At 62.1% G+C, this 23,154-nt stretch carries 26 protein-coding genes; 19 read left to right on the forward strand and 7 right to left on the reverse strand.

Features of this window, described 5'->3' with window-relative positions; all coding sequences use genetic code 11:
- Window positions 1–24: 24 nt before the first annotated feature.
- The gene (gene ligA, locus H8F27_RS06610; protein WP_197152408.1) at window positions 25–2,079 is read left to right on the forward strand and encodes an NAD-dependent DNA ligase LigA; all 2,055 of its coding nucleotides are present in this window, start codon (window positions 25–27) and stop codon (window positions 2,077–2,079) included.
- A 57-nt stretch (window positions 2,080–2,136) separates the two neighbouring features.
- Window positions 2,137–2,310: a hypothetical protein gene (locus H8F27_RS06615; protein WP_197152410.1), complete on the forward strand. Its 174-nt coding sequence runs from the start codon at window positions 2,137–2,139 to the stop codon at window positions 2,308–2,310.
- Here H8F27_RS06615 and H8F27_RS06620 read toward each other — a convergent pair.
- Window positions 2,286–2,921, reverse strand: coding sequence for a TVP38/TMEM64 family protein (locus H8F27_RS06620; protein ID WP_197152412.1), 636 nt, complete (start codon window positions 2,919–2,921; stop codon window positions 2,286–2,288). The genes H8F27_RS06615 and H8F27_RS06620 overlap by 25 nt on opposite strands.
- Before the next feature lie 49 nt (window positions 2,922–2,970).
- Between H8F27_RS06620 and H8F27_RS06625 the strand changes: the two genes are divergently transcribed.
- From H8F27_RS06625 to H8F27_RS06660, 8 genes are all read left to right on the forward strand, one after another.
- A complete protein-coding gene (locus H8F27_RS06625) occupies window positions 2,971–3,519 on the forward strand; it encodes a hypothetical protein (RefSeq protein WP_231596562.1) in 549 nt (182 codons plus the stop codon).
- Between the two features lie 61 nt (window positions 3,520–3,580).
- Window positions 3,581–4,336 (forward strand): enoyl-[acyl-carrier-protein] reductase FabL, encoded by a 756-nt coding sequence (gene fabL / locus H8F27_RS06630; RefSeq protein WP_197152413.1) that lies wholly within the window; start codon window positions 3,581–3,583, stop codon window positions 4,334–4,336.
- Window positions 4,337–4,421: 85 nt separating this feature from the next.
- Window positions 4,422–5,180, forward strand: a complete 759-nt coding sequence (gene fabG, locus H8F27_RS06635; RefSeq protein WP_197152415.1) for a 3-oxoacyl-ACP reductase FabG — start codon at window positions 4,422–4,424, stop codon at window positions 5,178–5,180.
- Window positions 5,181–5,184: 4 nt separating this feature from the next.
- On the forward strand, window positions 5,185–5,616 hold the full coding sequence (locus H8F27_RS06640) for an acyl carrier protein (RefSeq protein WP_197152423.1): 432 nt from the start codon (window positions 5,185–5,187) through the stop codon (window positions 5,614–5,616).
- Window positions 5,617–5,625: 9 nt separating this feature from the next.
- Window positions 5,626–6,504 (forward strand): hypothetical protein, encoded by an 879-nt coding sequence (locus H8F27_RS06645; protein WP_197152424.1) that lies wholly within the window; start codon window positions 5,626–5,628, stop codon window positions 6,502–6,504.
- A 3-nt stretch (window positions 6,505–6,507) separates the two neighbouring features.
- Entirely contained in the window at window positions 6,508–7,800 is a 1,293-nt protein-coding gene (locus tag H8F27_RS06650) for a beta-ketoacyl synthase (protein WP_255517747.1), read from the forward strand.
- A gap of 24 nt (window positions 7,801–7,824) precedes the next feature.
- Window positions 7,825–9,084, forward strand: a complete 1,260-nt coding sequence (locus H8F27_RS06655; protein ID WP_197152428.1) for a beta-ketoacyl synthase — start codon at window positions 7,825–7,827, stop codon at window positions 9,082–9,084.
- A gap of 11 nt (window positions 9,085–9,095) precedes the next feature.
- On the forward strand, window positions 9,096–10,292 hold the full coding sequence (locus H8F27_RS06660; protein ID WP_255517748.1) for a 4'-phosphopantetheinyl transferase superfamily protein: 1,197 nt from the start codon (window positions 9,096–9,098) through the stop codon (window positions 10,290–10,292).
- A 13-nt stretch (window positions 10,293–10,305) separates the two neighbouring features.
- On the opposite strand, the gene H8F27_RS06665 is transcribed toward H8F27_RS06660, so the two are convergent.
- Window positions 10,306–10,608: a hypothetical protein gene (locus H8F27_RS06665; protein WP_197152437.1), complete on the reverse strand. Its 303-nt coding sequence runs from the start codon at window positions 10,606–10,608 to the stop codon at window positions 10,306–10,308.
- 60 nt (window positions 10,609–10,668) lie between these two features.
- Between H8F27_RS06665 and H8F27_RS17520 the strand changes: the two genes are divergently transcribed.
- The 6 genes from H8F27_RS17520 (at window position 10,669) to H8F27_RS06685 (ending at window position 13,609) form a co-directional block, all read left to right on the forward strand.
- A complete protein-coding gene (locus H8F27_RS17520) occupies window positions 10,669–10,809 on the forward strand; it encodes a hypothetical protein (RefSeq protein WP_231596563.1) in 141 nt (46 codons plus the stop codon).
- Between the two features lie 5 nt (window positions 10,810–10,814).
- Window positions 10,815–11,099, forward strand: a complete 285-nt coding sequence (locus H8F27_RS17525) for an NAD(P)-binding domain-containing protein (RefSeq protein ID WP_231596649.1) — start codon at window positions 10,815–10,817, stop codon at window positions 11,097–11,099.
- On the forward strand, window positions 11,021–11,311 hold the full coding sequence (locus H8F27_RS17530; protein ID WP_231596564.1) for a hypothetical protein: 291 nt from the start codon (window positions 11,021–11,023) through the stop codon (window positions 11,309–11,311). The genes H8F27_RS17525 and H8F27_RS17530 overlap by 79 nt, the downstream gene beginning before the upstream one ends.
- A 67-nt stretch (window positions 11,312–11,378) precedes the next feature.
- The gene (locus H8F27_RS06675; protein WP_197152439.1) at window positions 11,379–13,067 is read left to right on the forward strand and encodes a glycosyltransferase family 39 protein; all 1,689 of its coding nucleotides are present in this window, start codon (window positions 11,379–11,381) and stop codon (window positions 13,065–13,067) included.
- A 75-nt stretch (window positions 13,068–13,142) separates the two neighbouring features.
- On the forward strand, window positions 13,143–13,328 hold the full coding sequence (locus H8F27_RS06680) for a hypothetical protein (protein ID WP_197152441.1): 186 nt from the start codon (window positions 13,143–13,145) through the stop codon (window positions 13,326–13,328).
- Complete coding sequence (locus H8F27_RS06685) at window positions 13,325–13,609, forward strand: hypothetical protein (protein WP_197152442.1); 285 nt, start codon at window positions 13,325–13,327, stop codon at window positions 13,607–13,609. Before H8F27_RS06680 ends, H8F27_RS06685 begins: the two co-directional genes overlap by 4 nt.
- Before the next feature lie 321 nt (window positions 13,610–13,930).
- Here H8F27_RS06685 and H8F27_RS06690 read toward each other — a convergent pair whose 3' ends face one another.
- From H8F27_RS06690 to H8F27_RS06705, 4 genes are read right to left on the reverse strand one after another with little or no spacing between them, the layout of a single operon-like run.
- Entirely contained in the window at window positions 13,931–16,921 is a 2,991-nt protein-coding gene (locus H8F27_RS06690; protein WP_231596565.1) for a valine--tRNA ligase, read from the reverse strand.
- Window positions 16,887–17,921 (reverse strand): glycine betaine ABC transporter substrate-binding protein, encoded by a 1,035-nt coding sequence (locus H8F27_RS06695; protein ID WP_197152444.1) that lies wholly within the window; start codon window positions 17,919–17,921, stop codon window positions 16,887–16,889. The genes H8F27_RS06690 and H8F27_RS06695 overlap by 35 nt, the downstream gene beginning before the upstream one ends.
- Window positions 17,918–18,832, reverse strand: coding sequence for an ABC transporter permease (locus H8F27_RS06700; protein WP_370594472.1), 915 nt, complete (start codon window positions 18,830–18,832; stop codon window positions 17,918–17,920). Before H8F27_RS06700 ends, H8F27_RS06695 begins: the two co-directional genes overlap by 4 nt.
- Window positions 18,832–19,995: a glycine betaine/L-proline ABC transporter ATP-binding protein gene (locus H8F27_RS06705; RefSeq protein WP_197152446.1), complete on the reverse strand. Its 1,164-nt coding sequence runs from the start codon at window positions 19,993–19,995 to the stop codon at window positions 18,832–18,834. The genes H8F27_RS06700 and H8F27_RS06705 overlap by 1 nt, the downstream gene beginning before the upstream one ends.
- 230 nt (window positions 19,996–20,225) lie before the next feature.
- Between H8F27_RS06705 and H8F27_RS06710 the strand changes: the two genes are divergently transcribed.
- On the forward strand, window positions 20,226–21,074 hold the full coding sequence (locus H8F27_RS06710; RefSeq protein WP_197152448.1) for a class I SAM-dependent methyltransferase: 849 nt from the start codon (window positions 20,226–20,228) through the stop codon (window positions 21,072–21,074).
- Between the two features lie 6 nt (window positions 21,075–21,080).
- Complete coding sequence (locus H8F27_RS06715) at window positions 21,081–21,929, forward strand: cyclopropane-fatty-acyl-phospholipid synthase family protein (RefSeq protein ID WP_197152450.1); 849 nt, start codon at window positions 21,081–21,083, stop codon at window positions 21,927–21,929.
- Between the two features lie 24 nt (window positions 21,930–21,953).
- Here H8F27_RS06715 and H8F27_RS06720 read toward each other — a convergent pair whose 3' ends face one another.
- A complete protein-coding gene (locus tag H8F27_RS06720; protein ID WP_197152452.1) occupies window positions 21,954–22,760 on the reverse strand; it encodes a hypothetical protein in 807 nt (268 codons plus the stop codon).
- A gap of 122 nt (window positions 22,761–22,882) precedes the next feature.
- Between H8F27_RS06720 and H8F27_RS06725 the strand changes: the two genes are divergently transcribed.
- Window positions 22,883–23,146: a Nif11 family protein gene (locus H8F27_RS06725; RefSeq protein WP_197152454.1), complete on the forward strand. Its 264-nt coding sequence runs from the start codon at window positions 22,883–22,885 to the stop codon at window positions 23,144–23,146.
- Window positions 23,147–23,154: the final 8 nt, after the last annotated feature.

A 23,154-nucleotide genomic window follows, 5' to 3' on the forward strand; every position in this document is an offset into this window, starting at 1 on the left:
ATTTTTCTGTCTGAGGGTGCTGGCGTGAGTGCAGCCAACCAGGACCAGGCCAGGGCCAGCGAATTGCGGCGGCTGCTCAACCACGCCGCCCACGCCTACTACGTGCTGGATGCCCCCGAGCTGGAGGATCCGGTCTACGACCGCCTCTACCGGGAACTGCTCGAGCTCGAGGCCGCCCACCCCGAGCTGATCACCCCGGACAGCCCCACCCAGCGGGTGGGGGGAACGCCGGCGGCGGCCTTCTCCAGCGTGGAGCACCGCATTCCCCTGCTCAGCCTCGACAACGCCTTCAGCAGCGAGGAATTGGAGGCCTGGTATGACCGCCTGCTCAAGGTGCTCGACCGGGAACCCGGCACGGCGCTGCCGATGGTGGGGGAACTGAAAATCGATGGCAATGCCCTCGCCCTCAGCTACGAAAACGGCCTGCTGGTGAGGGCTGCCACCCGCGGCGACGGCGAACGGGGCGAGGAGATTACCGCAAACGTGCGCACGATCAGCTCAGTGCCCCTGCGGCTTCATCTCGATGAGCCCCCCGCCTGGCTGGAGGTGCGCGGCGAGGCCCTGATCCCCAACGCCACTTTCGCCGCCATCAATGCTGAGCGGGCCGAGCGGGATGAGGCCCCGTTCGCCAACCCCCGCAACGCCTGTGCCGGCACCCTGCGCCAACTGGATCCCAAGGTGGTGGCCGCCAGGCGGCTGGATTTCTTTGCCTACACCCTGCACCTGCCGCCAGACCCGCCCCAGGGGCCGCGCAGCCAGTGGGAGTGTCTGCAGTGGCTGCAGCAAGCCGGCTTCAAGGTGAATCCCAACGCCGAGCTACTGCCGGATCTGGCGGCAGTGGAGGCCTTCTTCAGCGCCTGGGATGGGCGGCGCCACGACCTCAACTACGCAACTGACGGCGTGGTGGTGAAGCTCAACGACCTGCGCCTCCAGGACGCCGCCGGCTTCACCCAGAAGGCGCCGCGCTGGGCGATCGCCCTCAAGTACGCCGCCGAGGAGGCCCCCAGCCGGCTGCTGCGGCTGGCCTGTCAGGTGGGTCGCACGGGGGTGGTGACCCCGGTGGCCGAGTTTGAGCCCGTGCCCCTGGCCGGCACCACGGTGAGCCGCGCCACCCTGCACAACGCCGATCGCCTGGCCGAACTCGATCTGCACGCCGGCGACACGATCGTGGTGCGCAAGGCCGGCGAGATCATCCCCGAGGTGGTGCGGGTGCTGGGCGAGCTGCGGCCCGCCGGGGCGGCACCGCTGGCGCTGCCCAACCTGTGCCCGGAGTGCGGCTCGGAGCTGGTGCGCGAAGAGGGGGAGGCGGCGACCCGCTGCGTCAATTCGAGCTGCCCGGCGATCCTGCGGGGCGCCCTGCGCCATTGGGTCAGCAAGGGGGGCCTGGATGTGGATGGGCTGGGGGCCAAGTTGATCGAGCAGCTGGTGGAGAAGGGCCTGGTGGGCTCGATCGCCGACCTCTACCGGCTGGATGGGGCCCTGCTGGCCAGCCTGGAGCGCATGGGCGCCAGGAGCGCCGAAAACCTGGTGGCCGCCCTGGCCGCCTCCAAGGCCCAGCCCTGGCACCGCCAGCTCTACGGCCTGGGCATCCACCACGTGGGGGAGGTGAGCGCCAAGGCGCTCGCTGCCGCCTTCCCCAGTGCCGCTGAGCTGGCAACCGCCGCAACCCACGATCCCCCATCAATCACCGCCGTCTTCGGCATCGGCGCTGAAATCGCCCAATCGCTGCAGCAGTGGTTTGCCACCCCGGCCAACCGGCTGTTGCTGGAGCAACTGGCAGGGCTGGGCTTCTCCCTGGCCGCAGGGCCAGGGGAGCGGGCGGCGTCAGCTGCGGCGGCGGGCCAGCAGGCCCCCCTGGCCGGCCAGACCTTTGTGCTCACCGGCAGCCTGCCCTCCCTCAGCCGCAGTGCCGCCCAGGCCCTGATCGAAGCCGCCGGCGGCAAGGTGAGCGGCTCGGTGAGCAAAAAGACCAGCTATGTGGTGGCCGGCGAGGAGGCCGGCAGCAAGCTCAGCAAGGCCGAGGGCCTGGGGGTGGCGGTGCTGGATGAGGCCGGGCTGCTGGCCCTGCTGGTGATGTAACCAACCCCAAGGTGGTGGGATCAGACTGGCCCCAAACCACCGCCGCTCCGCGCTGCCATGGCCGCTCCCGCCGCCTTCCGCTGGATCAAAACCGAGTGCGGGCGGGCGAAATATGCCGAGCTCGTCAGCCAGCCAGGCCCACTGGCCCGGCTGCGGCTGGCCTGGTTTGTACTGATCGCAGCACTGCGCGACTGGCGGTTGCCCGATCAGCCCGGTGGCTCTGCCCCCTGAAGAGCCTGCCGCGCTGCCCTACCCACTAGCCACACCACCAGAACGGTGGCCAGCAGTCCCACGATGCGCAGGGTCCAGGTGAGGGGATCGGCCTGGCCGGAGAGCACCTCGCGGAAGCGGGCCACATCTCCGGCCAGCGCACCCAGGCCGCAGAAGAGGATCGTGCCAGGCAGGATCGCGACCAGGCCGATCGAGTAGTCGCGCCAGCTCACCTCGCTGAGGCCGTAGGCGAAATTCAGCAGGGAAAAGGGAAAGGCGGGCGAGAGGCGGGTGAGCAACACCAGCTTCAGCCCCTCCCGGCTCACGGCCTGCTCAATCGCCTGCAACTTCGGCACCGCCGCCAGCCGCCGGCGCGCCCAGCTGCGCAGCCAGGTGCGCCCCAGCAGAAAGGCCGCCTGGGCACCCAGGCAGGCCCCCACGAACACGATCAAGCTGCCCCAGGCAGGGCCGTAGAGGGCGCCGGCCAGCATCGAGGCCCACACCCCCGGCAGCAGCAGGGTCACCCAGAGGGCATAGAGGGGAACGAATGCCACGGCGCCGGCAGGGGAGCGCAGGGAGGCAAGAACCATGGCTGTGGTCTCGGGATCGAACCATGGGCCGGGGGAGAACATGGATCAGGCCTGGCAGGGTCGGTAGCTTGACACCAGCTTCTAGAAGCCAATGGCCCGCCGCACCCGCACGGTGCAAACACCGCCACAGGGCCCGGAAGCCCAGCTGGTAGCCAAGTTGCAGCGCATCGAGGCGCTCTATGCCAGGGCCGGCAGCGACGGTGAGCGGGTGGCGGCGGGAAGGGCCCGCGAGCGCATCGAAGCCCGCCTGGCCGAGCTGGCCACCGAAGAGCCGCCGGTGGAGTTTCGCTTCTCCCTGTCAGACCAGTGGTCCCGCCACCTGTTCGTGGCACTGATGCGGCGCTACGGCATCCAGCCCTACCGCTACAGCCGCCAGCGGCGAACCACGGTGATGGCCCGCCTTAGCCGCAGCTTCGTCAACGACACCCTTTGGCCGGAGTTCCTGGAGCTACAGGCCAGTCTGGCGGCCTACTTCGACGCCCTCACCGACCGGGTGATCGAGCAGGCCCTGGAGGTCAAGGCCGGCGAGGCCGAGGAGCGCGGTGAGGAGACCGGTGAAGAGCCCAGTGGGGAGACCTCTGGCACAGGGGCGAAGCAGGCCCGATTGGAGCCAGTCGAACACCAGCCTTCGCTGCTGTAGAGGGCCCTGCTGGGGGTCGAGCCCTACTATCTCCGCCAAGGCAGCCATCCACGCAGGATCCATGACGCAGACGCTGGCGGGGAGGGTGGCTCTGGTGACTGGTGGAGCCAGGGGAATCGGCCGGGCGACCGCCCTGAAACTCGCCTCAGCCGGCTGCGACGTAGCGATTAATTATTACAATAGCCACGCGGAAGCCACTGCGCTTTGCGATCAAGTTCGGGACATGGGCAGACGGGCAATCGCGATCAAAGGGAGTGTGGGCGATCCCGAAAGCGTGAAAGATATATTTGAAAGTTTTACAGAGACATTTAATCGCCTCGACATACTGATCAGCAATGCCGCAAGTGGTGTGCTCAAGCCGGTCATGCAGATGAATAGAAAGCACTGGCGCTGGTGCCTGGAAACCAACGCCCTGGCCCTGGTGCTGCTCAGCCAGGAGGCGATAAAGCTGATGGCTGACGGGGGCCGGATAATTGCGCTTTCAAGCTTGGGGTCCAGCAGGGCAATACCTGACTACGGCTTTGTAGGAGCTTCAAAGGCTGCCCTGGAGTCACTTGTGCGCAGCCTGGCCCAGGAGCTGGGCCAAAGGGGAATTCGCGTCAACACCGTCAGCGCTGGGGTAGTTGACACCGACGCCCTCTCCCACTTTCCGAACCGGGAAGAACTGCTGGAAAGCTTCAGCCAGAGAAACCCAACGGGCAAAAGCATGGTGCCGGAGCATGTTGCAGATGGGGTCTATCTTCTATGCCTACCTGAAGCCGAGATGATCAACGGTCAAACCCTGGTGGTAGATGGGGGCTTCGCCATTTCTGGCTAACTCAAGCCAGCCCATGGGGAACTCTCCAATCCCGATTTGCCAATCCCTACCGATTGAGCCCCCACCAAACCCTACCAAGCAGCAAATGGACAGCGCAAACCTACTTGAAAACAAGGCAGTCGTTGTCACAGGCGGCAGCAGGGGAATCGGCCGATCAATTGTGCTTACGCTGGCTGCCCAGGGAGCCGATGTCACATTCCTCTATTGCAGCAATGAAGCAGCCGCCAATGAAACATTGGCAGCTGCTGCTGGACTCAGTGGCACTGTGAAAGCCAAAAGGGTTGATGTTCGCAATGCCGAAAACTGCGAGCAGGCAATCGATGAAATAGCCGAAGACGCCGGCAAGATCGACATTCTTGTCAACAGCGCCGGCATCATCAGAGACAACATTCTCGGCCTGCTTACAAATGACGACATACAAGAGGTGCTCGCCACAAATGTGGTAGGTGTATTTAATGTACTGCGGCCCGTAATCCCCTACATGGTCTCCAAGCGAAGGGGCAAAATCATAAATATCAGCTCCGTAGCCGGCGAAAAGGGTGGCCGGGGCCAAACAAACTATGCAGCCAGCAAGGGTGCAATCAATGCCCTAACAAAAGCCCTTGCAGTTGAGTTGGCACCGCGCAATATTCTGGTGAACTGTGTTGCACCCGGGGTGATCGAAACCGAGATGACTGAAGCCATCAGACAACAGGCTGGAGACGTGGTAAAGTCGCGTATCCTTCTTGGTCGCTTTGGCCAACCGGAGGATGTCGCTAACGTCGTGTTATTTTTCGCTTCAAGCCTGTCTGATTACGTCACTGGGCAAGTGCTTCACGTCGATGGCGGCTTCAAAATGAGTTAACTCCATGACCCAATCCGATTTCACCGCAGAGGAGATTGCAGCCGTATTTCCCAAGCTCGCCGAAACCATGGCCGAAGCCTTGGGCTGCGACGAAGAGGAGATCACCCTAACGGCTTCTCTAATTGACGACCTTGATGCAGAGTCGATTGACTTCCTGGATATAGTATTTCGACTGGAGAAAACATTTAAGGTCAAAATACCCCGCGGCAAAATTCTGGAAGATTCACGGGGGCCCCTCTCCGAAAGTGAATTTGAACAAAATGGTGTGGTAACCAGCGCCGGACTGGCCCAATTGAAGGCCTATTTGAGTGAAGTGCCTGCCGAACGCTTCAAGACACCTCTTAATGTGGCTGACATTCCCAGACTTTTTACTCCGGAAACCTTTTTAAAGCTGGTAATCAAAGCGCAACGAGAGCAAGTCGGTGCGGCTCAATAGCCAGGGGCAATGTCTCTACATCGCTTCAGCGCCTTCTCCTTTGTAGATCGCATAACCTCAATCGGGAGTTCTGGCCAGATCAAGGGCTCCTTCCTAATTCCAGCCCATCTGGAATTCTTCCCCCAGTCCCTAGTTGCCGAGGCGATCGGCCAGCTAGCCGCGTGGTACGCCATGTCAAGTCTGAATTTCGCGCGCAGACCCGTTGCAGCACTTGCCGGAGCAACCAAATACCACAGCGAGGCCCGCCCTGGCGAAAGGTTGAGCCTGGAGGCAATAATTGAGTCCTGCGATAGCGAGTCGGTTTCCTATTCAGGTGTAGCCACTGCGGGCGAGCGTCTCATACTCGAATTGGTAGACTGCTCGGGGGCAATGTTGCCCCAGCAAGAGTTTGACGATCCAGAAACTATCGGCCAACAGTTTAAACTCCTTGAGGCAACTGGAGCCAAAGAAAACAGGCTGGCTCAGGCTCCCTGTATATTGCCTACCGATATACAATCTGACGCCCTAGGGACGCTGGAAGGCAGCCTAATCATTCCAATTCAAGCGGATTTCTTTGCGGATCATTTCCCCAAAAAGCCTGTCTTTCCTGCAACACTTTTGATGCATGCCCTGTCATCAATGGTGATTGAGCAAATGAATTGCAGCCCAAGGCCCCTATCCAACCAGCCGCCCAACCAACCTAACCACCCCCAACTGGTCATATCTTCAATGGCAAGGGTGAAGGTGCGCTCCTGGATAGCCCCTGGCGACCAAGTCAAGTTAAGGGCAGAAGGCCTGACACCTGAGATAGGCCCAAAGCAGGTCAAATTGAGTGCCCATGTCGGCACCAAGTTGGTTGCATCGGCTTTGCTCAACCTTGTTGTCGCCCCATCCCCGCAGGAGGCCTAGAAAATGGTTACCCAGCCTCGCCGAGTTGCTATTACGGGAATGGGTCTCGTCACCCCTGTGGGCAACAATTTGGGTGAAACCTGGCAATCGCTGCTCGAGGCGCGCAGCGGCGTGGCGCCCATCAGCCTGTTTGATGCCAGCGGCTTTTCCGTGCGGATTGCCGCCGAGGTTAAAGGCGATACCTACCTCAGCAACACGGGCCACAAACGCCTGAGCAAAGCTGCCACCCGGTCCCATCTGTTCGCCCTAGCGTCAGCTGAAGAAGCCATTCAGGATGCGGGCATCCGTCCGGATGCAGCCAATGGCCACCGCTGGGGCTGCTCGGTTGGCACAGGCATGGTCAGCGTTGACTTTCCCGAGCTCGAAGCCTTGCAAAGGGAGGCCGCCCCCGCTGGCGAGCTGGATACGGATCTAATGCTGAGCAGCTCGATAGCCTCAGACCCTATCGCCTTCTGCCGCAGTCAATCGGCCCAGGGTCTATCGCTTCTAGTTGAGCGATATGCCATCAAAGGTTATACAACATCCGTGCACACCGCCTGCGCATCGGGAGGTCAAGCCGTTGGCACGGGCTTAAAACTGATCCGACGTGGCGACTGTGACTACGTACTTGCGGGGGGCTTCGATTCAATGATTAGTCCCCTGGGCCTAGCCGGATTCTGCCTGCTCAACGCAGTATCAACAGACAACCACAATCCCCATACGGCCAGCCGCCCCTTTGATGCCAGCCGCAATGGATTTGTCCTGGGCGAAGGGGCTGGCTTCCTTGTTCTGGAAGAATGGGAAGCAGCTGTTAAAAGGGGCGCTCGGATCTACGCAGAGCTAGCGGGGGAGGGCAATTCCCTTTCCAGTTACCGAATCACCGATTCCCATCCCTCCGGTGATGGCCCAATCCAGGCAATGCAACAAGCTCTGCAATCGGCCGGCATATTTCCAGAACAGGTTGATTACCTAAATGCCCATGGCACATCAACACCAATGAACGATCGCAGTGAGGCAGCGGCGGCGCATGTGGTATTTGGCAGCCATATTAAGGATCTAAGCGTGAGTTCAACAAAAAGCACCATGGGCCATCTAATCGCAGCAGCAGGGGCCGTAGAGGCGGCGATTTGCGCCTTGACCATTCATCACGGCAAGGTTCCAATCAATGCAAATCTCACCCAACGGGACCCAGACTGCAACCTCAATTTTATATGTGACAAGGCAAAGGATCAGGCTGTTCGCGTGGCCATGTCCAACTCTCTCGGCTTTGGTGGCTCCAACAGCTGCCTAGTATTTCGCGAGCCCGGGGCCTCATAATCGATGCAGACAGCGACGCGAGTTGTGATCACTGGCCTGGGTGCAATCTGCGCATCTGGCAAGCAGCCTGAGCAGATCCTTGATTCCCTATTGGATGGCACTATCAGCATCGCCGAAATAGGCGGCTGGGACGGGGAGAATTGGCCATGCCGATTAGGCGGGGTGGTTGGGTTCAGCCCAAGGGAACTGATCAATGATCGAAAGCTCCTTAAGCTAATCAAGAAAACAGACGTGGTCGGCATCTATGCCGCCGAACAAGCGCTGAACTCTGCTGGGATCAGTACATACCGGGAGTCACTGGCGAGTGCCGACGACGATAGTTTTGCCGAAAGATTTGGCCTTTATGTAGGCACCAGCGGCGGCTACTATGACACCCAGTATGATTTTTTGCCCCTGATCAGCGAAGCCAATGGCAGCATGCAGACCATTGGCGAAAGGCTGGGCGAAAGTGTCAATCCAATGTGGCTACTGGGCAACCTCCCCAACAACGTTGTATGCCATGTAGGCATAAGAAATAAGCTCAAGGGAGCAAACGCCTGTATCACAAATCACGGCACAAGTGGGTCCCTTTCAATCATCGAGGCCTTCGAAAGCCTACGCATTGGCGACACCGATCGGGCCATAGCCATCGGCCACGATGCCCCAGTCGAACCCCAAACAGTTCTCTACTACCAAAAGGCTGGGCTGCTTGCGGACGCCCAGCTCACCCCCTTTGATACCGATCGGTCTGGCTGCATCCTTGGCGAGGGCGGGGCAGCTCTAGTGCTGGAAACCCTGGAGGCGGCCGAGTCGAGGTCAGCTCCCATCCATGCTGAGATTCTTGGCAAGGGATGTACCTCTGAAGCCGAAGGGCTGCTGCCGGTGAGAGTGGATGGTGATGGCGTCGCCAGGGCCATTTGCCTGGCCCTGGAACAGGCAGGCCTGGAAACTCAGCAAATCGGAATGATTGTGTGCCATGGCAACGGCACTAGAACATCAGATCTCTCTGAGGGCGTGGCAATTCGCAGGGTATTCGGTACCCAAATCCCACCAATTACCTGCTTCAAATGGGCATTTGGCCACCTCTTAGCAGCCGCTGGAAGTATCGATACAGTTCTTGCCCTTACAGCACTTCAACGGGGAATTGTGCCTGCCATCGCACCCCTGAGCAACATCGATCCATCCTTGCAAGAACTGCCAATTGCGAAGGTTGCCAGAGAACCCATCTCTAATACGGCATTAATTTTATCGCGTGGCTTCGGAGGCCAGAACAGCGCATTGATCATCCGGGCAAGCAGCCGATGAGATCATGAATAATGCCTAATAGATACAAATGTGGTGTTGACCATGTAGATATCGCCCGAGTGCGGCAGCTGGTGGATCATTCATCTAATGAAGATCTCAAGGGAATCTTTAGCCAACAGGAACTCGATTATGCGGGCAAATCAAAGAGCCGCTATGGGCGCCTAGCCGCTCGCTTTGCCGCGAAGGAAGCTTGCCTCAAGCTATTTCCGCTGGAAACGGCAACCGCAGCCATTGATCTCTCTGATTTTTCAGTAGAGAATGATGGCTACGGGGCCCCCTTTATATGCCTATCGCCAAGGGCAAACGCCCTGCTGAATTTGTATGGATTTGAGCAGATCTCAATCAGCCTGAGTCACACCAAAGCCCACGCTGCGGCCACGGCAATAGCATCAAGCAAAGACTTTAAAGCCCCCCTGATCGGCAGATTGGCCTATCGGCTTCTACCCATCAGACGAAAGCTGGTGCTGGCCAATCTTGAAAGGGTCTATGGCAGAACACTTAGCAAATCTCAGATTAAATCCATAGCCCAGGCCCACTATGCCCATTTCATTAGAATCGGCATCGAGTTCATCCAGTTTCAGTTTCTATCCCAAGCCCAGCGGATGGCCCAGGCGAGGGTAGAAAATGCCGACCTGATCGGCGCCGCCCTTAGCAAGGGCCAGGGGGCCATCATCCTGACTGGCCATTTTGGTAACTTCACTACAGCCATTGCGGCCGGAGTTACCAACTTTCCTGAAGCCAGGGGACGTTTTTACTTTGTGCGCAGACCGTTGCAGCCGGCTTGGTTCGAGGCCCTGATTAATAAACAATTTGAAAAATCCGGTTTCAAGAGCCTGCCAAAAACAGGGTCGATGGAAGCAATCATGAACTGCCTAGAGGCGGGCCATGCGGTTGTCTTCCCCTTCGACCAACACGCTGGCGGCAAGAGCAGCATCCTGGTTGACTTCCTTGGCCACCCGGCCGGAACCTTTCGCAGCCTCGCCCTGATTGCGATTGCTTCAGGCGCCCCAGTAATTCCAGCATCAAGCTGGAGGGACGAAAATGGCAACCACGTATTGCGGTTTGAGGAACCCTTACAACTGATTGAATCGACCAGTGCAAAGGAAGAGATCCGGCTCAATACACGCCTTTTCAATGCGAGCCTGGAGCAAATGGTGCTGCGTCACCCGGATCAGTGGTGGTGGGTTCACCGGCGCTGGCGCAACTGAGCTGGTTTAGGGCTCATGCCGCCTGCAGGGCGTCGCTGCCGCATCGGGCGCAGAAGCGTTGCTGACCCAATTGGCGATGGCTGCATTTGCCACACACCTGCACCACCGGCGCCACATTGCGGCCATCCTCAACGCCATCGCGCAGGTCGATCTCCCGCAGCTTGGCCTCCAGCTCGGCCTGGCCAACATGGCCGCTGGCCAGCAGCAGCTCAAATAGGGCCTCAACCCGCAAAACCACCTGCTGCAAACGGGTGTCTACGGCATCCAGCCGGATGGCCAATTCCTCAGGGCTTGGTGGCGGGCTCGATCGTTCCATGGGGTGACATTAGGGGGCCAGGCTGGACCGGTAACTTGACTGCCACCTAGGGCATGCACGATGGAGATCACCCTGGTGGGTAGCGGCCTGTTGGGCACGGCGATCGGCGAACGGTTGCTGGGCCGGGGCTACCGACTCCACGTGTGGAACCGGCGGCCGGAGCGTGCCCTGCCGGGGCTGTGGCCGCGGGCGAGCTCGTGATCACCGTGCTAGGTGACGGCCCCATCCCCGCTGAGGTGCTGCTCAACCAGGCCGGCACCGCCCTCCCGGGGCGGCTGGTGCTACAGATGGCGACCATCGCGCCGGCCGAAAGCCGCGACCTGGCGATCGCCCTGCAGCAACGCAGTGCCCGCTATCTGGGAACCCCCGTGCTGGGGAGCCGGCCGATCTCGAACGGGCCCGGCCGGTGTTCATGGCCCTCGGAGGCGAACCGCGCCATCTCGGACATGTCGGAGCTGCCCTGCACACCAAGCTGGCCCTCAACCAGCTGATCGCCAGCCTCACCCACAGCTTCAGCCTGGCCCTGCACGCGGTGCAGCAGGCCGGCGTGGAGGTGGAAACCTTCATGGCAATCCTGCGCGAAAGCGCCCTCTACGCCCCCACCCTCGACAAAAAACTGGCCAAGGAACTGGCCGACGACCCATCAACAAAGCGTGAAAAGCGGAAGAACCGTAACGATATTAATCGAACCAAGGTTTCCTAGCAAAAAAGCATTCTTCAGCCATCAAGCTGTCTCTTTGCCCAACCCAAATCAATAGATATCCCTAGCGATGAACAGACTCCGTCAAATCCGCAAAATCTGGATTTTACTGGCTCTATGCCTGGCCCTCTATCTTCCTGGCCTCTCCAGGCTGCCCGCCACTGACCGCGATGAGTCGCGCTATATGCAAGCAACCCATCAGATGGTTGAAAGTGGCGATTTCATCGACATACGATTCCAGGACAATGCCCGCCACAAGAAACCTGTGGGCATCTACTGGCTGCAAGCCGGAGTCAGTAAGGCTGCGCAATTTATCGGTATATCCCCAACAGAACGCGCCTCTTACCGGGCCGTTTCAGCCATCGGTGCAACTGGCGCCGTGCTGGCACTTTTCCTGGGATTCAGGAGGTTGATGGGTGAGCACGATGCCCTAATTTCCGCTGTTTTTCTATCCGCCACGCTCCTGCTCAGCGTGGAAGCACATCTGGCCAAAACCGACGCGATGCAGTTAGCCGCGATAGTGACGATGCAAGTTGGCCTGGCCCGCTTGTATTGCGTCGGCAACACAAATGGATCGTGGCAAGCTCGCCTGCTTTTCTGGCTAGGTCTGAGCCTGGGAATACTGATCAAGGGACCAGTTGCCCCCGCAATCGCAGCCATGACCTTAGCGTGGATCTGCTGGACCGAAAGAAGCTTCTGGCCCCTGAGAGCGCTTCAACCTCTGCGCTGGCTTGCGTTGCCTGTGTTGATCGTTGGGCCATGGCTACTAAGTATTCAAAGCCTCAGTGAAGGCCAGTTTGTGCAGGACTCTATTGGGCGCGATTTTCTCGCAAAGATTCTCGAGGCCCAGGAGTCCCATGGAGCCCCCCCTGGCACCTATCTGCTGGTGACCCCAATCCTGCTCTGGCCCGTTTCCTGGCTTCTGATTCCCAAGGCCTGGCTAGGGCTCCAAAGCATCGAGGAGAGAAATCCACGCCTAACAACATTTGCTATCGCGTGGCTTGTGCCTTCCTGGCTGTTATTTGAAATCATGCCAACCAAACTGCCCCACTATGTGCTGCCACTGATACCAGCACTATGCCTACTTGGGGGAATCGGATTCAGCCAGAGTAGAGACCAGCAACAAACAGCGCTGGCGGCATCAAAGTGGCCGCAGAAAATTGGCTGGGCGGCCTGGATTTTTACAGGCTTGATTATCGTGGCAGGCCTCCCTGCGGTATCGATCTGGTCCTCTGGCAGGATTTCAACACCAGCTTTCCTCGTTAGCCTGCTCGGGATCGCGACCATTGCTCTTGCTCCCCGGCTGAAGAACGATGGACAGAGATTACTGGCATCAACGGCAGCAGCCGTGATCATCTTCGGCTTAATCTTTGAGCTCGCTCTTCCCCAACTAAAATCACTATGGCCAGCCGAAATAATGCGAAAGATTATTGACAGTCACGGCCTTGCCAGCGTACCAGTAGCTATCACCGGGTACCACGAACCCAGTGTCGTTTTCAATCTGGGGACCGACACCAAGCTGACAGATATAAATGGGGTGGTCAGCCATGTATCCAGCAACCCTGAGACGATTGCCATCGTGCCATTGGAGCAGGCCGATGAATTGCAGCGGCAACTCTCTCAGGAGGTCAGACTCAACACTTTTGGGCAAATTAACGGCTTCAATTACTCAAAGGGCAAAGCCGTTAACTTGGCGCTAATACACACTATTAGGGCTCCTGAATTGAAACCAATCCCCGCCCCGCCGCTGATAGATTAGACTCGGATCATACGAGACTCCGGATCAGGAAAGCTCAGCCATGTCCACAACCTTCAGCTTCCCCTCACGCCAATTTTGTCCCAGTCCACCCTGTGCGGCCACATCGCGATTGTGGCCATAATTTTATGGTTGGTGGGCTGCCTGGCGCTGCTGGTCGACGTGCCCCTCGCCGTCTGGATGGCAGATAAACCCCTACACAAGAAAATCTCTCGCATCCTGCATCTCGCCGAGTTTGCGGCCATGGCACCGGGGCAGCAATGATTCTGATTGCAGCCCTGGGATGCAGCAGGCTCAACTGGAGCCGTCAGGTGGAACGAAGCCTGGCCTGGCGGTTGATTGGCGGCACTTTCCTCGGCTCCCTTGTGGTTGATGTGCTGAAGCTCCTTATCCCCCGCGTCAGGCCTCGGGTTGCCCAGCTGGAGAATGCCGGCGCAGTGCTCGATACTTTCGGGCGACAGCTGCTGGAGGCTGGCGATCACAGCCGATCAGCATTGATGAGCTTTCCATCAGGGCATGCCGCGGTAGCGGATCAGCAGCAGTAGCCACTATCTCAGCGATATCTGCTTCGGTGCCGCCTTTGGATTGGCAGGGGCACTGCTTTGCATACCCAGAACGGCGCGCTCAGCCGCCGCTCCTGCTTCCGAATTGGGTTCAGCAGAGGAGTAGGAACGTTTCGCACGTCCTTGCAGGTAATTCGGCTATTACCCCTCTGATCGTTCTGCCGGTAGACGAGGTCGATCGCCTCAACAAGATCCAGCTCGGCACCCAGATCCAGCTGAAAAAACTCCAGGCACTGAAGGGCTTGGGCTTGGGCTTGACCATGCCCCTTGGGAGACATGCTTGCGGCAGGCGGCAAGATCATGTCAGCCCAACTCCCCCAGCCGCCTGCGGGCCAGGGCCGCCTGGGCTTCGGCTTCGGCCAGGTTTGCCTTGCACTCCAGCACCACCTCAGGCGGGGCCTTATCTGCAAAGTTGGGATTGGCGAGGCGACTCGCCAGGCCCTTGGTCTCCCTATCGGCCTTGGCGATGTCCTTCTCCAGCCGGCCGCGCAGGGCGTCGAGATCCACCAGGCCCTCGATAGGCAGCAGCACCTGCAGCTCACCACTCACGCCGGCCAGGGCCTTGGCGGCCGGAGCAGCTTCGGCCTGCTCGGGGCTGAGCGCCGCCACGCTCTCGGCTCGGGTGAGGGCCGTGATGTCAGAGCTGGCCTCCTGCAACAGGGCTGCCAGCTCAGCGCGACCAGTCACAAACGTCACCGGCGCGCTCTGGCTGGGCTTGAGCCCCGCCAAAGCCCGCAGGTTGCGCACCACCCGAATCGCCTCGATCAGCTCGGCAAACTGGGCCTCAAGCTGGTCGTCTAGAGCGGCCCGATCAAGCACCGGCCAGTGCTGCAAGGCCAGGAAGCTGCTCTCTGGCTGGCCAGTGAGGCCGTGCCAAAGCTCCTCACTCAGGTGCGGCATCAGCGGATGCAGCATCACCAGCAACTCGCCAAGCACCTTGGCCAGCACCTGGCGGGCGGTGCGCTGGTCGGCCAAAGCTGCTGGGCTCGGGTTTTCACCTGGGTTGAGCCGCCGCTTGATCAGCTCCACATACCAGTCGCAAACCTCATTCCAGGCGAACTCATAAAGCCCCTTGGCCGCCTCGCCCAGGCCGTAGTTGCCATAGCGCTCAGTCGTATCAAGATTGACGCGGGCCAGTCGCGAAAGGATCCAGCGGTCGGCCAGCTGCAGGGCCGCTGGATCCGGCTCACCCAGCGAGGCCGGCGTCTCGCCGCCCAGGTTCATCAAGGCGAAGCGGGTGGCGTTCCAGAGCTTGTTGGCGAAGTTGCGCGAGGCCTCCACCGTGGCGGAGGTGTCGGATTTGCGGTCGTAGTCGAGGCGGATGTCCTGACCGGCCCCCGCCACCTCGCGCACTAAGGCAAAGCGCAGGGCATCGGCGCCATAACGATCAATCAGAAGCAGCGGGTCGATGCCGTTGCCAGCAGACTTGCTCATCTTGCGGTTCTGTTCATCCCGCACCAGGCCGTGGATGTACACGTCTTTGAAGGGCATCTGGCCCGTAAAGGCGCCGGCCAGCATCGTCATCCGGGCCACCCAGAAAAAGATGATGTCAAAGCCCGTCACCAGCACGCTGGTGGGATACCAGCGGGCCAGGTCGGAGGCCTGCTCGTCCGGCCAGCCCAGGGTCGAGAAGGGCCAGAGGCCGCTCGAGAACCAGGTATCGAGGGCGTCGGGGTCCTGCTCGAGCAGCAGGGGGTGGGCGTGAGTGCCGCCGCCAAATTGGGCCCGGGCCTTCGCCATGGCTTCCGCCTCATCGCGCGCCACCACATAGGGCGTGTTGTCGGTAATCACACCGCCGGTTTCGCTCACCACAAACCAGGCGGGGATGCGGTGGCCCCACCACAGCTGGCGGGATATGCACCAGTCGCGGATGTCGGTGAGCCAGTCGCGATACACCTTGGCCCAGCGCTCCGGCACAAAGCGCGGATCTGGCCCGGCGGCAGCGGCCAGGGCCTCACGGCAACGGGCTGCCAGGGGCTCGGTTTTCACGAACCACTGGGTAGAAAGCAGCGGCTCCACCGGCACCTTGCCGCGATCGGAAAAGGGCACGCTGTGGCGGTAGGGCTCCACCCGAGCCAGGAACCCTTCTGCCTCCATGGCCGCCACCACGGCCTGGCGGGCCTCGAAGCGATCCAGGCCTGCAAAGCGGCCTGCCGCCTCATTCATGCTGCCGTCCTTGGCCATCACCGTGATCAGCGGCAGATCGTGGCGCTGGCCGATCGCGAAGTCGTTGGGGTCGTGGGCGGGGGTCACCTTTACACAACCGGTGCCGAATTCGGCATCCACGTGGTCGTCGGCGACGATCGGGATCTGGCGACCCACCAGCGGCAGGGTGAGGGTCTGCCCCACCAGCGCCGAGTAGCGCGGGTCATTGGGGTTCACCGCCACGGCCGTGTCGCCCAGCAGGGTTTCGGGCCTAGTGGTGGCAACCTCGAGGAAGCCGGCACCGCTGCTGAGCGGATAGCGAAAGTGCCAGAGGTGGCCGTCCACCTCCTGCATCTCCACCTCCAGATCACTCACCGCCGAACCGGAGGCGGGGCACCAGTTCACCAGGTATTCGCCCCGGTAGATCAGGCCCTGCTCGTGTAAGCGGTTAAAGGCCTCGATCACGGCGGTGCTGCAGCCGGAATCGAGGGTGAAGCGCTCCCGCCGCCAGTCCACCGAGTAGCCCAGGCGGCGCAGCTGGCCCACGATCGTGCCGCCGCTGCCTGCCTTCCACTCCCAGGCCTTCTCGAGGAATGCCTTGCGGCCCTGATCTTCATTGCGCTTTCCTTCAGCCTTGAGCTGCTTCTCGAGGATCGTCTGCACAGCGATCGAGGCGTGGTCGGTGCCAGGCAGGCACAACACGTTTTTGCCCCGCAGGCGCTGGAAGCGCACGATCGTGTCGATCAGGGCCGTGTTGAAGGCGTGGCCCATGTGCAGGCTGCCGGTCACGTTCGGCGGCGGAATGACGACGGAGAAGGGTTCACCCTGCGCAGCAGGATCCGGGTGGAAGGCTCCCGAGGTCTCCCAGGCCTGCTGCCAGCGGCTCTCGGTGCCCGCTGGGTCGTAGGTCTTGGGCAGGGCCTCGGTCACTGAGGGGCGCGGTGCCAGGGACACAGTGGCGTTCGGAAGGACTTCCCATGGTCTCAAAGGGAACGGCAGCGGAACGCTGAATTCTTCGAGACGCCGCCCGCAACCCTCCTTGATGGCTATGCCCGAAGCGGTCGCTTCCTCCGCCGGTTCTCGATTCGCCAGTAGTTCGATGCCACTGCCGTCTTCAGCGAGGCGGTGGCGACGGGGAGCTCGGCCCATCCGGACCTGCTTGCGCCGCCTCCGTCGTCTCCTCCAGCTGACCGTTGACCCAGTAAGCGACACGGCGGGGATGTGCTTGCAGGAAGGCCTCCACGGCCAGTCGCGGGCTGCTGTCCCGGGCAGCGAGCAGCAGATCCGCCAGCTCGTTCTGCTCGAGGTGGAAGCGGGCCAGCAGATCAACGACCTCGGGGAAGTCGCGGTCGAAGCCCCGGCGCGCCACGGCGTGGATCCGTTCGCGGCGGCCGAGCACCCCGCGCGGGTCGTCGAGGAAGCGCAGCTCGTGCCGGGCGAAGATCCAATGGGGCCGCCAGGCGGTCACCACCACCCAGGCGTCGGGGCTCCGCATCGCCCGTTCGAGCACCGCGGTCATCGCTGCGCCGCTGGCCGGCACGAGCTGCAGCCCCCCCTGAAGCCCGTAGGCCTCCAGGGCCCGCTCCGAGGCCTGCATCAGGCCGGAACCGGGGTCGATCCCCTGGATCCGCCCTCCCAGCCGAGCCGCTACGGCGGGGTCCCGCAGGTCCTCGATCGAACCCAGCTGCGCTGCCGGGATCCGCTCGGGCACGACCCAACCCAGTCTGCCGGTGTAAATCGGTCCGAGGTCGACCACCCGCGTGCGTACCCGATTCCAATAGCTGCGATGGGTTTCGGGCAGCCAGGCCATCAGCATCAGGTCAAGGTGGCCGCGTGCCACCCCCTCGTACTGGATGCCGATGTCAGCCATCACCCGCTCCACGTCCAGCCCGAGTCGCCGCTCCAGCAGCCGCTCAACCAGCAGGCTCACAACTTCGGCGTCGGCCCAGGACGTCCAGCCGAGTCGCATCCGGCTGGCCCTGCCCACGCCGCCGCTCCCCGCCGTCGTGGTGGCGGCTCCTCCAACGGCACCAGCGACTGGGGCGTCGTCGCCGAGTCGCACCACATAGGCCATCGCTAAGCAGGCCAGGCCCAGAGCGGCCAGGCCCCGAAGGCGGGCGAGCCAGCGGCCCTGGGGGGTGGTTCTCATCGCCACACTCCCCAGAGCCGGGCCAGCTCCCTCAGCCGCTGGCCCATACTGCGAGGTCGGCAGGCGAAGCTCTGGCCGAGGCGATCGAGCAGCACCGCCAGGATCACCACGGCGAGCCCCCCCTCGATCCCGAGCCCCAAGTCGAGCTGCTGGATGCCGCGCAGCACCATGTCGCCAAGGCCGCCGGCGCCGATCATCGAGGCGATCACCACCATCGAGAGGGCAAGCATGATCGTCTGGTTAAGACCTGTCATCAACGTCGGCAACGCCGCCGGGATCTGCACCCGGCGCAGGAGCTGGCCAGGGGTGCAGCCGAAGGCGAGCCCGGCCTCAATCAGATCCGCCGATACCTCCTGGATCCCCAGACGGGTGAGGCGCACCGCCGGAGGCATCGCAAAAATCACCGTGGCGATCGTGCCCGGAACCTTGCCAGTGCCGAAGAACATCACCGCCGGGATCAGGTAGACGAAGGCCGGCATCGTCTGCATCAGGTCGAGCAGCGGCCGTAGCAGGCCCCAGGCCCGCTCGCTGCGGGCCGCCAGGATCCCCAGCGGGAACCCAAGCAGCACGCAGATCGCGGTGGCCGAGAGCACCAGAGCAAGGGTGGCGACCATCGGCGACCACAGGCCCAGGCCCACCACCAAGGCCAGGGCGAGCAGGGCGGCAAGACCGAAGCCCGCACCGAGGCGCCAGATCCCCAGCAGAAAGATCAGCAGGCAGGCCAGCCAGGGCGGCGGCAGCAGCAGGAGGCTCTCCACCGCCTGAGTGAGGCCGTCCACCAGGGCGAAGACGCCGTTGAACAGGGGCTGGGCGTGCTCCAGCAGCCAGACCACCACGGGCTCCGCTGCGGACCCGAGCGGCAGGCGGCCCGGCAGCTGCGCCGGCATCGGCAGGGCATCGACCAGTGGCATCAGGCCAGGCTTCGCAGCAACCTGCGGGCGGAGACAACGCCCAGGAAGCGACTGCGCTCCCCGAGCACGGGCACCGGGTACGGGGCCCCCGCCACCACTGGGATCGCCTCCTCCACTGTGGTGGCGGCCGCCAGGGTTGGGCCCGGGGGCGGCGTCTCCGTAGGCGGCCAGGGGGGCACCGCCATGAGCTGCTCTCGTCCCAGCAGGCCGCGGTAGCGCTGGTCGCCCTCCACCAGGTACGCGACGCCGTCGGCTGCCGTCGCCCGCCGCAGCTGGGCCGGATCAGGGGGGCGCCGCGGATCGAGCACCAGCCCGGGCGGCTCGGCCAGGTCCGCCACAGTGAGCACCTGGGCTGTATCCACATCGCGGAAGAAGCGGCGCACGTGCTCGTCCGCGGGGTCGCGTAGCAGCTGGCGAGGTGTCCCCACCTGCAGAATCCGCCCTCCCTCCATCAGAGCGATGCGATCGCCGAGTCGGATGGCCTCGTCGAGGTCGTGGGAGATGAAGACGATCGTGCGCGGTCGTTGCCGCTGCAGCTCCAGCAGCTCCTCCTGGAGACCGCGGCGGATCAGCGGATCAAGGGCAGAGAAGGCCTCGTCCATCAGCAGCACGGGGGGATCCATCGCCAGGGCGCGGGCTAGCCCGACCCGCTGGCGCATGCCGCCGGAGAGCTCGGCGGGCAGCCGGCCGGCATCCCCCTCCAGGCCCACCTGCTTGAGGGCGGCCCTGGCCCGGCGCACCGCTTCGGTCCGGGGTCGCCCGGCGATGCTGAGCCCGAAGGCGGCGTTCTCGAGAGCGCTGAGGTGAGGGAAGAGGGCGAAGGACTGGAACACCATTGCCGTGGTGGTCCTTCGAAAGCGCACCAGCTCGGTGCCTTTCATGGCGGTGACGGCCCGTCCGCCGATGCATACCTCGCCGGCAGTGGCGGTGATCAGGCCGTTCAGCAGCCGCACCAGGGTCGACTTGCCGGAGCCGGAAAGCCCCATCACCACAAAGATCTCCCCTTGGCGCACCCGGAAGCTGACATCGCGCACGGCGACACTGACGCCGTAGCGGCCACGGATCTCGGTGTTTGTCAGGCTCTGCCTGAGCCTGGGAAGCACCTCGGCCGACCGCTCTCCGAACAGCTTCGTGAGATGGTCGACGACGATTGCATCCCCCATCCAGGCCTTACTCCAGACGTCGCCTCGGCGCGGTCGAGCGGCCGCTTACCGCTACCAAGCCTATGCAGACGGTCCCTGCGGTAGTGGCCGAGGCGGCTCGGCCGTAACACAATCGGCCCTGCGGGCTGCGCATCGCGACCCATCTCGTTAGGGTCGGACCAAGGGGCTTGAGCCGTTGGGGGGTGACCCACCCGCTTCGCTTAGCCCGTTGTCGTAACGATCGTGTGTAGATGCCACCAACTGTTTCCAAGGTCAGCAAGGTCCTTGACGATTCCCAGCGTTTCGGCGATGCGCCGGTCGAAGTTCGCGAAACCGATCACTACCAGCAGGAATACATCGAAGATTTTGCCGATCGCTGGGACGCACTGATCGACTGGGAGGCACGGGCTGAGGCGGAAGGAGATTTCTTCATCCGCCAGCTGCGCGACCGTGGCGTGCGCTCGGTTCTCGACGTGGCTACCGGCACGGGGTTTCACTCAGTGCGGCTGCTGGAGGAGGGATTCGACGTGGTGAGCGCTGACGGCAGCCCGAACATGCTGGCCAAGGCGTTCCGCAACGCCCGCGATCGCGACCTGCTGCTGCGCACCGCGCAGGCGGACTGGCGCTTCCTTAACCGTGACATTCACGGCGAGTTCGACGCTGTGATCTGCCTGGGCAACTCCTTCACCCATCTGTTCAAGGAACGCGACCGCCGCAAGGCCCTGGCTGAGTACTACGCGGTGCTCAGGCACAACGGGGTACTCATCCTCGACCACCGCAACTACGATCGCCTGCTTGAGGGCGGCGCGGCGGTCCGCTCCGGTAGGAGCGGTGTCTATTGCGGCAAGAACGTGGAGGTGGGCCCCGAGCATGTCGACGACGGTTTGGCCCGTTTTCGTTATGCCTTCCCTGATGGCAGCGCCTATCACCTCAACATGTTCCCGCTTCGCCGGGGCTACGTGCGGCGGCTGATGCGCGAGGTGGGATTCCAGAAGATCAATACCTACGGCGACTTCGTCTCAAGCCACGACGATCCTGACTTCTACGTGCACATCGCCGAGAAGGCCTACCGCTTCGAGACCGACCTCACCGAGATCTGATTCCCCATGTCTTCCTGCAACGCCCGGGCGTCCGCCGTTGCGTCCGCTTATTACGACAGCAGCGACGCCGACCGTTTCTACGCCGCCATCTGGGGGGGCGAGGACATCCACATCGGCATCTACCACGACCCGCAGGAGTCGATCGCTGCGGCCAGCGCCCGTACCGTGACCACACTAATGGAGCTGGCCGGTGGCGGCTCTCCCGATTGGACTGTGGTTGACCTTGGCGCCGGCTACGGCGGTGCCAGCCGGCGCCTGGCAAACAGCTGGGGCTGCCGGGTTGAGGCGGTGAACATCAGCAGCGTGGAGAACGGACGACACCGCGCCCTCAACCGTGCCGCCGGCCTGGAGGGACGCATCCGGGTCCACGACGCCTCGTTCGAGGCCTGCCCGCTGGAGGATGGCTGCGCCGATCTGGCCTGGAGCCAGGATGCCATTCTCCATGCCGGTGACCGCCAGGAGGTGCTGCGGGAGGTCAAGCGGCTGCTGCGTCCCGGCGGCGCTTTTGTATTCACAGACCCAATGGCCGCCGACGGCGTCGACTCGGTGCGGCTGCGCCCGATCCTCGAACGTATCCACCTTGGCGACCTGGGCAGCCCCAGCCGCTACCGCGCCTGGGCGGAGCAGGCCGGCCTGGTCTGCGAGCACTGGAGTGACCACACCGATATGCTGGTGAGCCATTACACCCGCGTCCGCGAGGAACTGCGCCGTCGCCGCGACGAACTGGCCGCCACGATCAACTGCGGCTATCTCGACCGTATGGACGCTGGCCTGGGCCATTGGATCGAGGGGGGGCAAGCGGGGCTGCTCAGCTGGGGGCTGATGCGCCTCCGGAGGCCAGCTGGCCCCACCTAGGTCTGCAGAGCCCCCTGGGCGTTCTCAGCTGGGGGCACCCAGGGAGTTCTTGAGCCGATTCACGGTGTCGTGAAGGAGCTCAATCGAAACATCCTCAGCGGAATCAGGATCGGAAAAACCGAAGGGATTGTCGATGTCGTCGATCAATCGCAGCAGCAGGATCACCAGGAAGGAGATCACGGCCAGGAAAAAAACCGACTCGGGCAGGCTTTCGGCTTTGGCCAGCACCAGGCCAGCGAACAGAAGCCCGGCTGCTGTGTAGGCCATCCAGTAAACGAGGGGAACAAAACCTGTGTCTCGGATGGTCTGCACCCGATTGATCTTTTGCAGCACCACTTCAAGATCCTGCATCAGCCTGCCGCGAAGTGTGGAAGCATCGCCCTTGATCTGTACAGCTACAAGCACCACCTGGTGATGGGTCTGGTGAAAGCAGCTGAGCAACGCCTCGGTATCGATCAATTCCAACAGCCACTTGATCAAGGCCTGGCCCAGATCTGTCACCGCCAAGAGGGCAGGGGCGACATCCGCGCCCTTGGCGTAGGCCGAAATCGCCTTGATTTCAAGCGAGAGGGATTCAAGTGTGGTGGCCAGCTCGCTTGGGATCTTTTCGCTCTCCTTGAAGTCTGTCAGCACCCCACTCAATAGAAAGCCCAACAGAAAAACTGTGGAAGCAACCATGGCTGAAAACAGCTGGCTTACCGAAATCCGTTCAAGCCCAAGAGAATGAATGCTGATCTTAATGGCGCATAGAATCAAAACCTGTATCGCAACCAGTCGAATTTTTCTGAAGCGAGTCCTGCGGGCTGCGCCTTGATGACCAAAACGTTTCAATGGCGCGATTTGTCCACCGTTTCAGGCAATGGTACGGGCCTTCCTCTGGGTTACGCACGTGTTGTGCGACACACGAGCCGGAATGGCAGCGCTTTACGCTTCAGGTGTGTTTTGTATCACTGATGGTTGAAGAACTTCTGGCTGCCGTGCGTGCTGATGAGGCTCTGCAGAGCCAGATGCGCACGGTGACAACCTCTGCCGGACTGGCTGAGGTGGCGAAGAAGGCCGGGCTGGACGTGGAAGCTGGTGCCCTCGTGAAGGGGTTTGCTCAGCTGCTCCTCCAGGCTGACAACGATCTGGCGGCACGCAACTTCGACAACCTCGGCTGGGATGTCGGTGAGCTGCTCTGGGCGCTCAAGACCTGGGAGCTGCCCAGCCAGGATTGAGCCCCCGT

The organism is Synechococcus sp. CBW1108 (assembly GCF_015840335.1).
Classification (GTDB): domain Bacteria; phylum Cyanobacteriota; class Cyanobacteriia; order PCC-6307; family Cyanobiaceae; genus Cyanobium_A.

Bases quoted from the DNA above. Each gene is read 5' to 3' on its own strand.
- H8F27_RS06710 (WP_197152448.1), top strand. From the start codon at position 20,226: ATGCCACCAACTGTTTCCAAGGTCAGCAAGGTCCTTGACGATTCCCAG.
- fabG (WP_197152415.1), top strand. From the start codon at position 4,422: ATGGACAGCGCAAACCTACTTGAAAACAAGGCAGTCGTTGTCACAGGC.
- H8F27_RS06645 (WP_197152424.1), top strand. From the start codon at position 5,626: ATGTCTCTACATCGCTTCAGCGCCTTCTCCTTTGTAGATCGCATAACC.
- H8F27_RS06620 (WP_197152412.1), bottom strand. From the start codon at position 2,921: ATGTTCTCCCCCGGCCCATGGTTCGATCCCGAGACCACAGCCATGGTT.
- H8F27_RS17520 (WP_231596563.1), top strand. From the start codon at position 10,669: ATGGAGATCACCCTGGTGGGTAGCGGCCTGTTGGGCACGGCGATCGGC.
- H8F27_RS06660 (WP_255517748.1), top strand. From the start codon at position 9,096: ATGCCTAATAGATACAAATGTGGTGTTGACCATGTAGATATCGCCCGA.
- H8F27_RS06640 (WP_197152423.1), top strand. From the start codon at position 5,185: ATGACCCAATCCGATTTCACCGCAGAGGAGATTGCAGCCGTATTTCCC.
- H8F27_RS06690 (WP_231596565.1), bottom strand. From the start codon at position 16,921: ATGGGCCGAGCTCCCCGTCGCCACCGCCTCGCTGAAGACGGCAGTGGC.
- H8F27_RS06665 (WP_197152437.1), bottom strand. From the start codon at position 10,608: ATGGAACGATCGAGCCCGCCACCAAGCCCTGAGGAATTGGCCATCCGG.
- H8F27_RS06625 (WP_231596562.1), top strand. From the start codon at position 2,971: ATGGCCCGCCGCACCCGCACGGTGCAAACACCGCCACAGGGCCCGGAA.
- H8F27_RS06700 (WP_370594472.1), bottom strand. From the start codon at position 18,832: ATGCCACTGGTCGATGCCCTGCCGATGCCGGCGCAGCTGCCGGGCCGC.
- H8F27_RS06650 (WP_255517747.1), top strand. From the start codon at position 6,508: ATGGTTACCCAGCCTCGCCGAGTTGCTATTACGGGAATGGGTCTCGTC.
- H8F27_RS06695 (WP_197152444.1), bottom strand. From the start codon at position 17,921: ATGAGAACCACCCCCCAGGGCCGCTGGCTCGCCCGCCTTCGGGGCCTG.
- fabL (WP_197152413.1), top strand. From the start codon at position 3,581: ATGACGCAGACGCTGGCGGGGAGGGTGGCTCTGGTGACTGGTGGAGCC.
- H8F27_RS06725 (WP_197152454.1), top strand. From the start codon at position 22,883: ATGGTTGAAGAACTTCTGGCTGCCGTGCGTGCTGATGAGGCTCTGCAG.
- H8F27_RS06705 (WP_197152446.1), bottom strand. From the start codon at position 19,995: ATGGGGGATGCAATCGTCGTCGACCATCTCACGAAGCTGTTCGGAGAG.
- H8F27_RS06615 (WP_197152410.1), top strand. From the start codon at position 2,137: ATGGCCGCTCCCGCCGCCTTCCGCTGGATCAAAACCGAGTGCGGGCGG.
- H8F27_RS06715 (WP_197152450.1), top strand. From the start codon at position 21,081: ATGTCTTCCTGCAACGCCCGGGCGTCCGCCGTTGCGTCCGCTTATTAC.
- H8F27_RS17530 (WP_231596564.1), top strand. From the start codon at position 11,021: ATGGCCCTCGGAGGCGAACCGCGCCATCTCGGACATGTCGGAGCTGCC.
- H8F27_RS06675 (WP_197152439.1), top strand. From the start codon at position 11,379: ATGAACAGACTCCGTCAAATCCGCAAAATCTGGATTTTACTGGCTCTA.
- H8F27_RS06685 (WP_197152442.1), top strand. From the start codon at position 13,325: ATGATTCTGATTGCAGCCCTGGGATGCAGCAGGCTCAACTGGAGCCGT.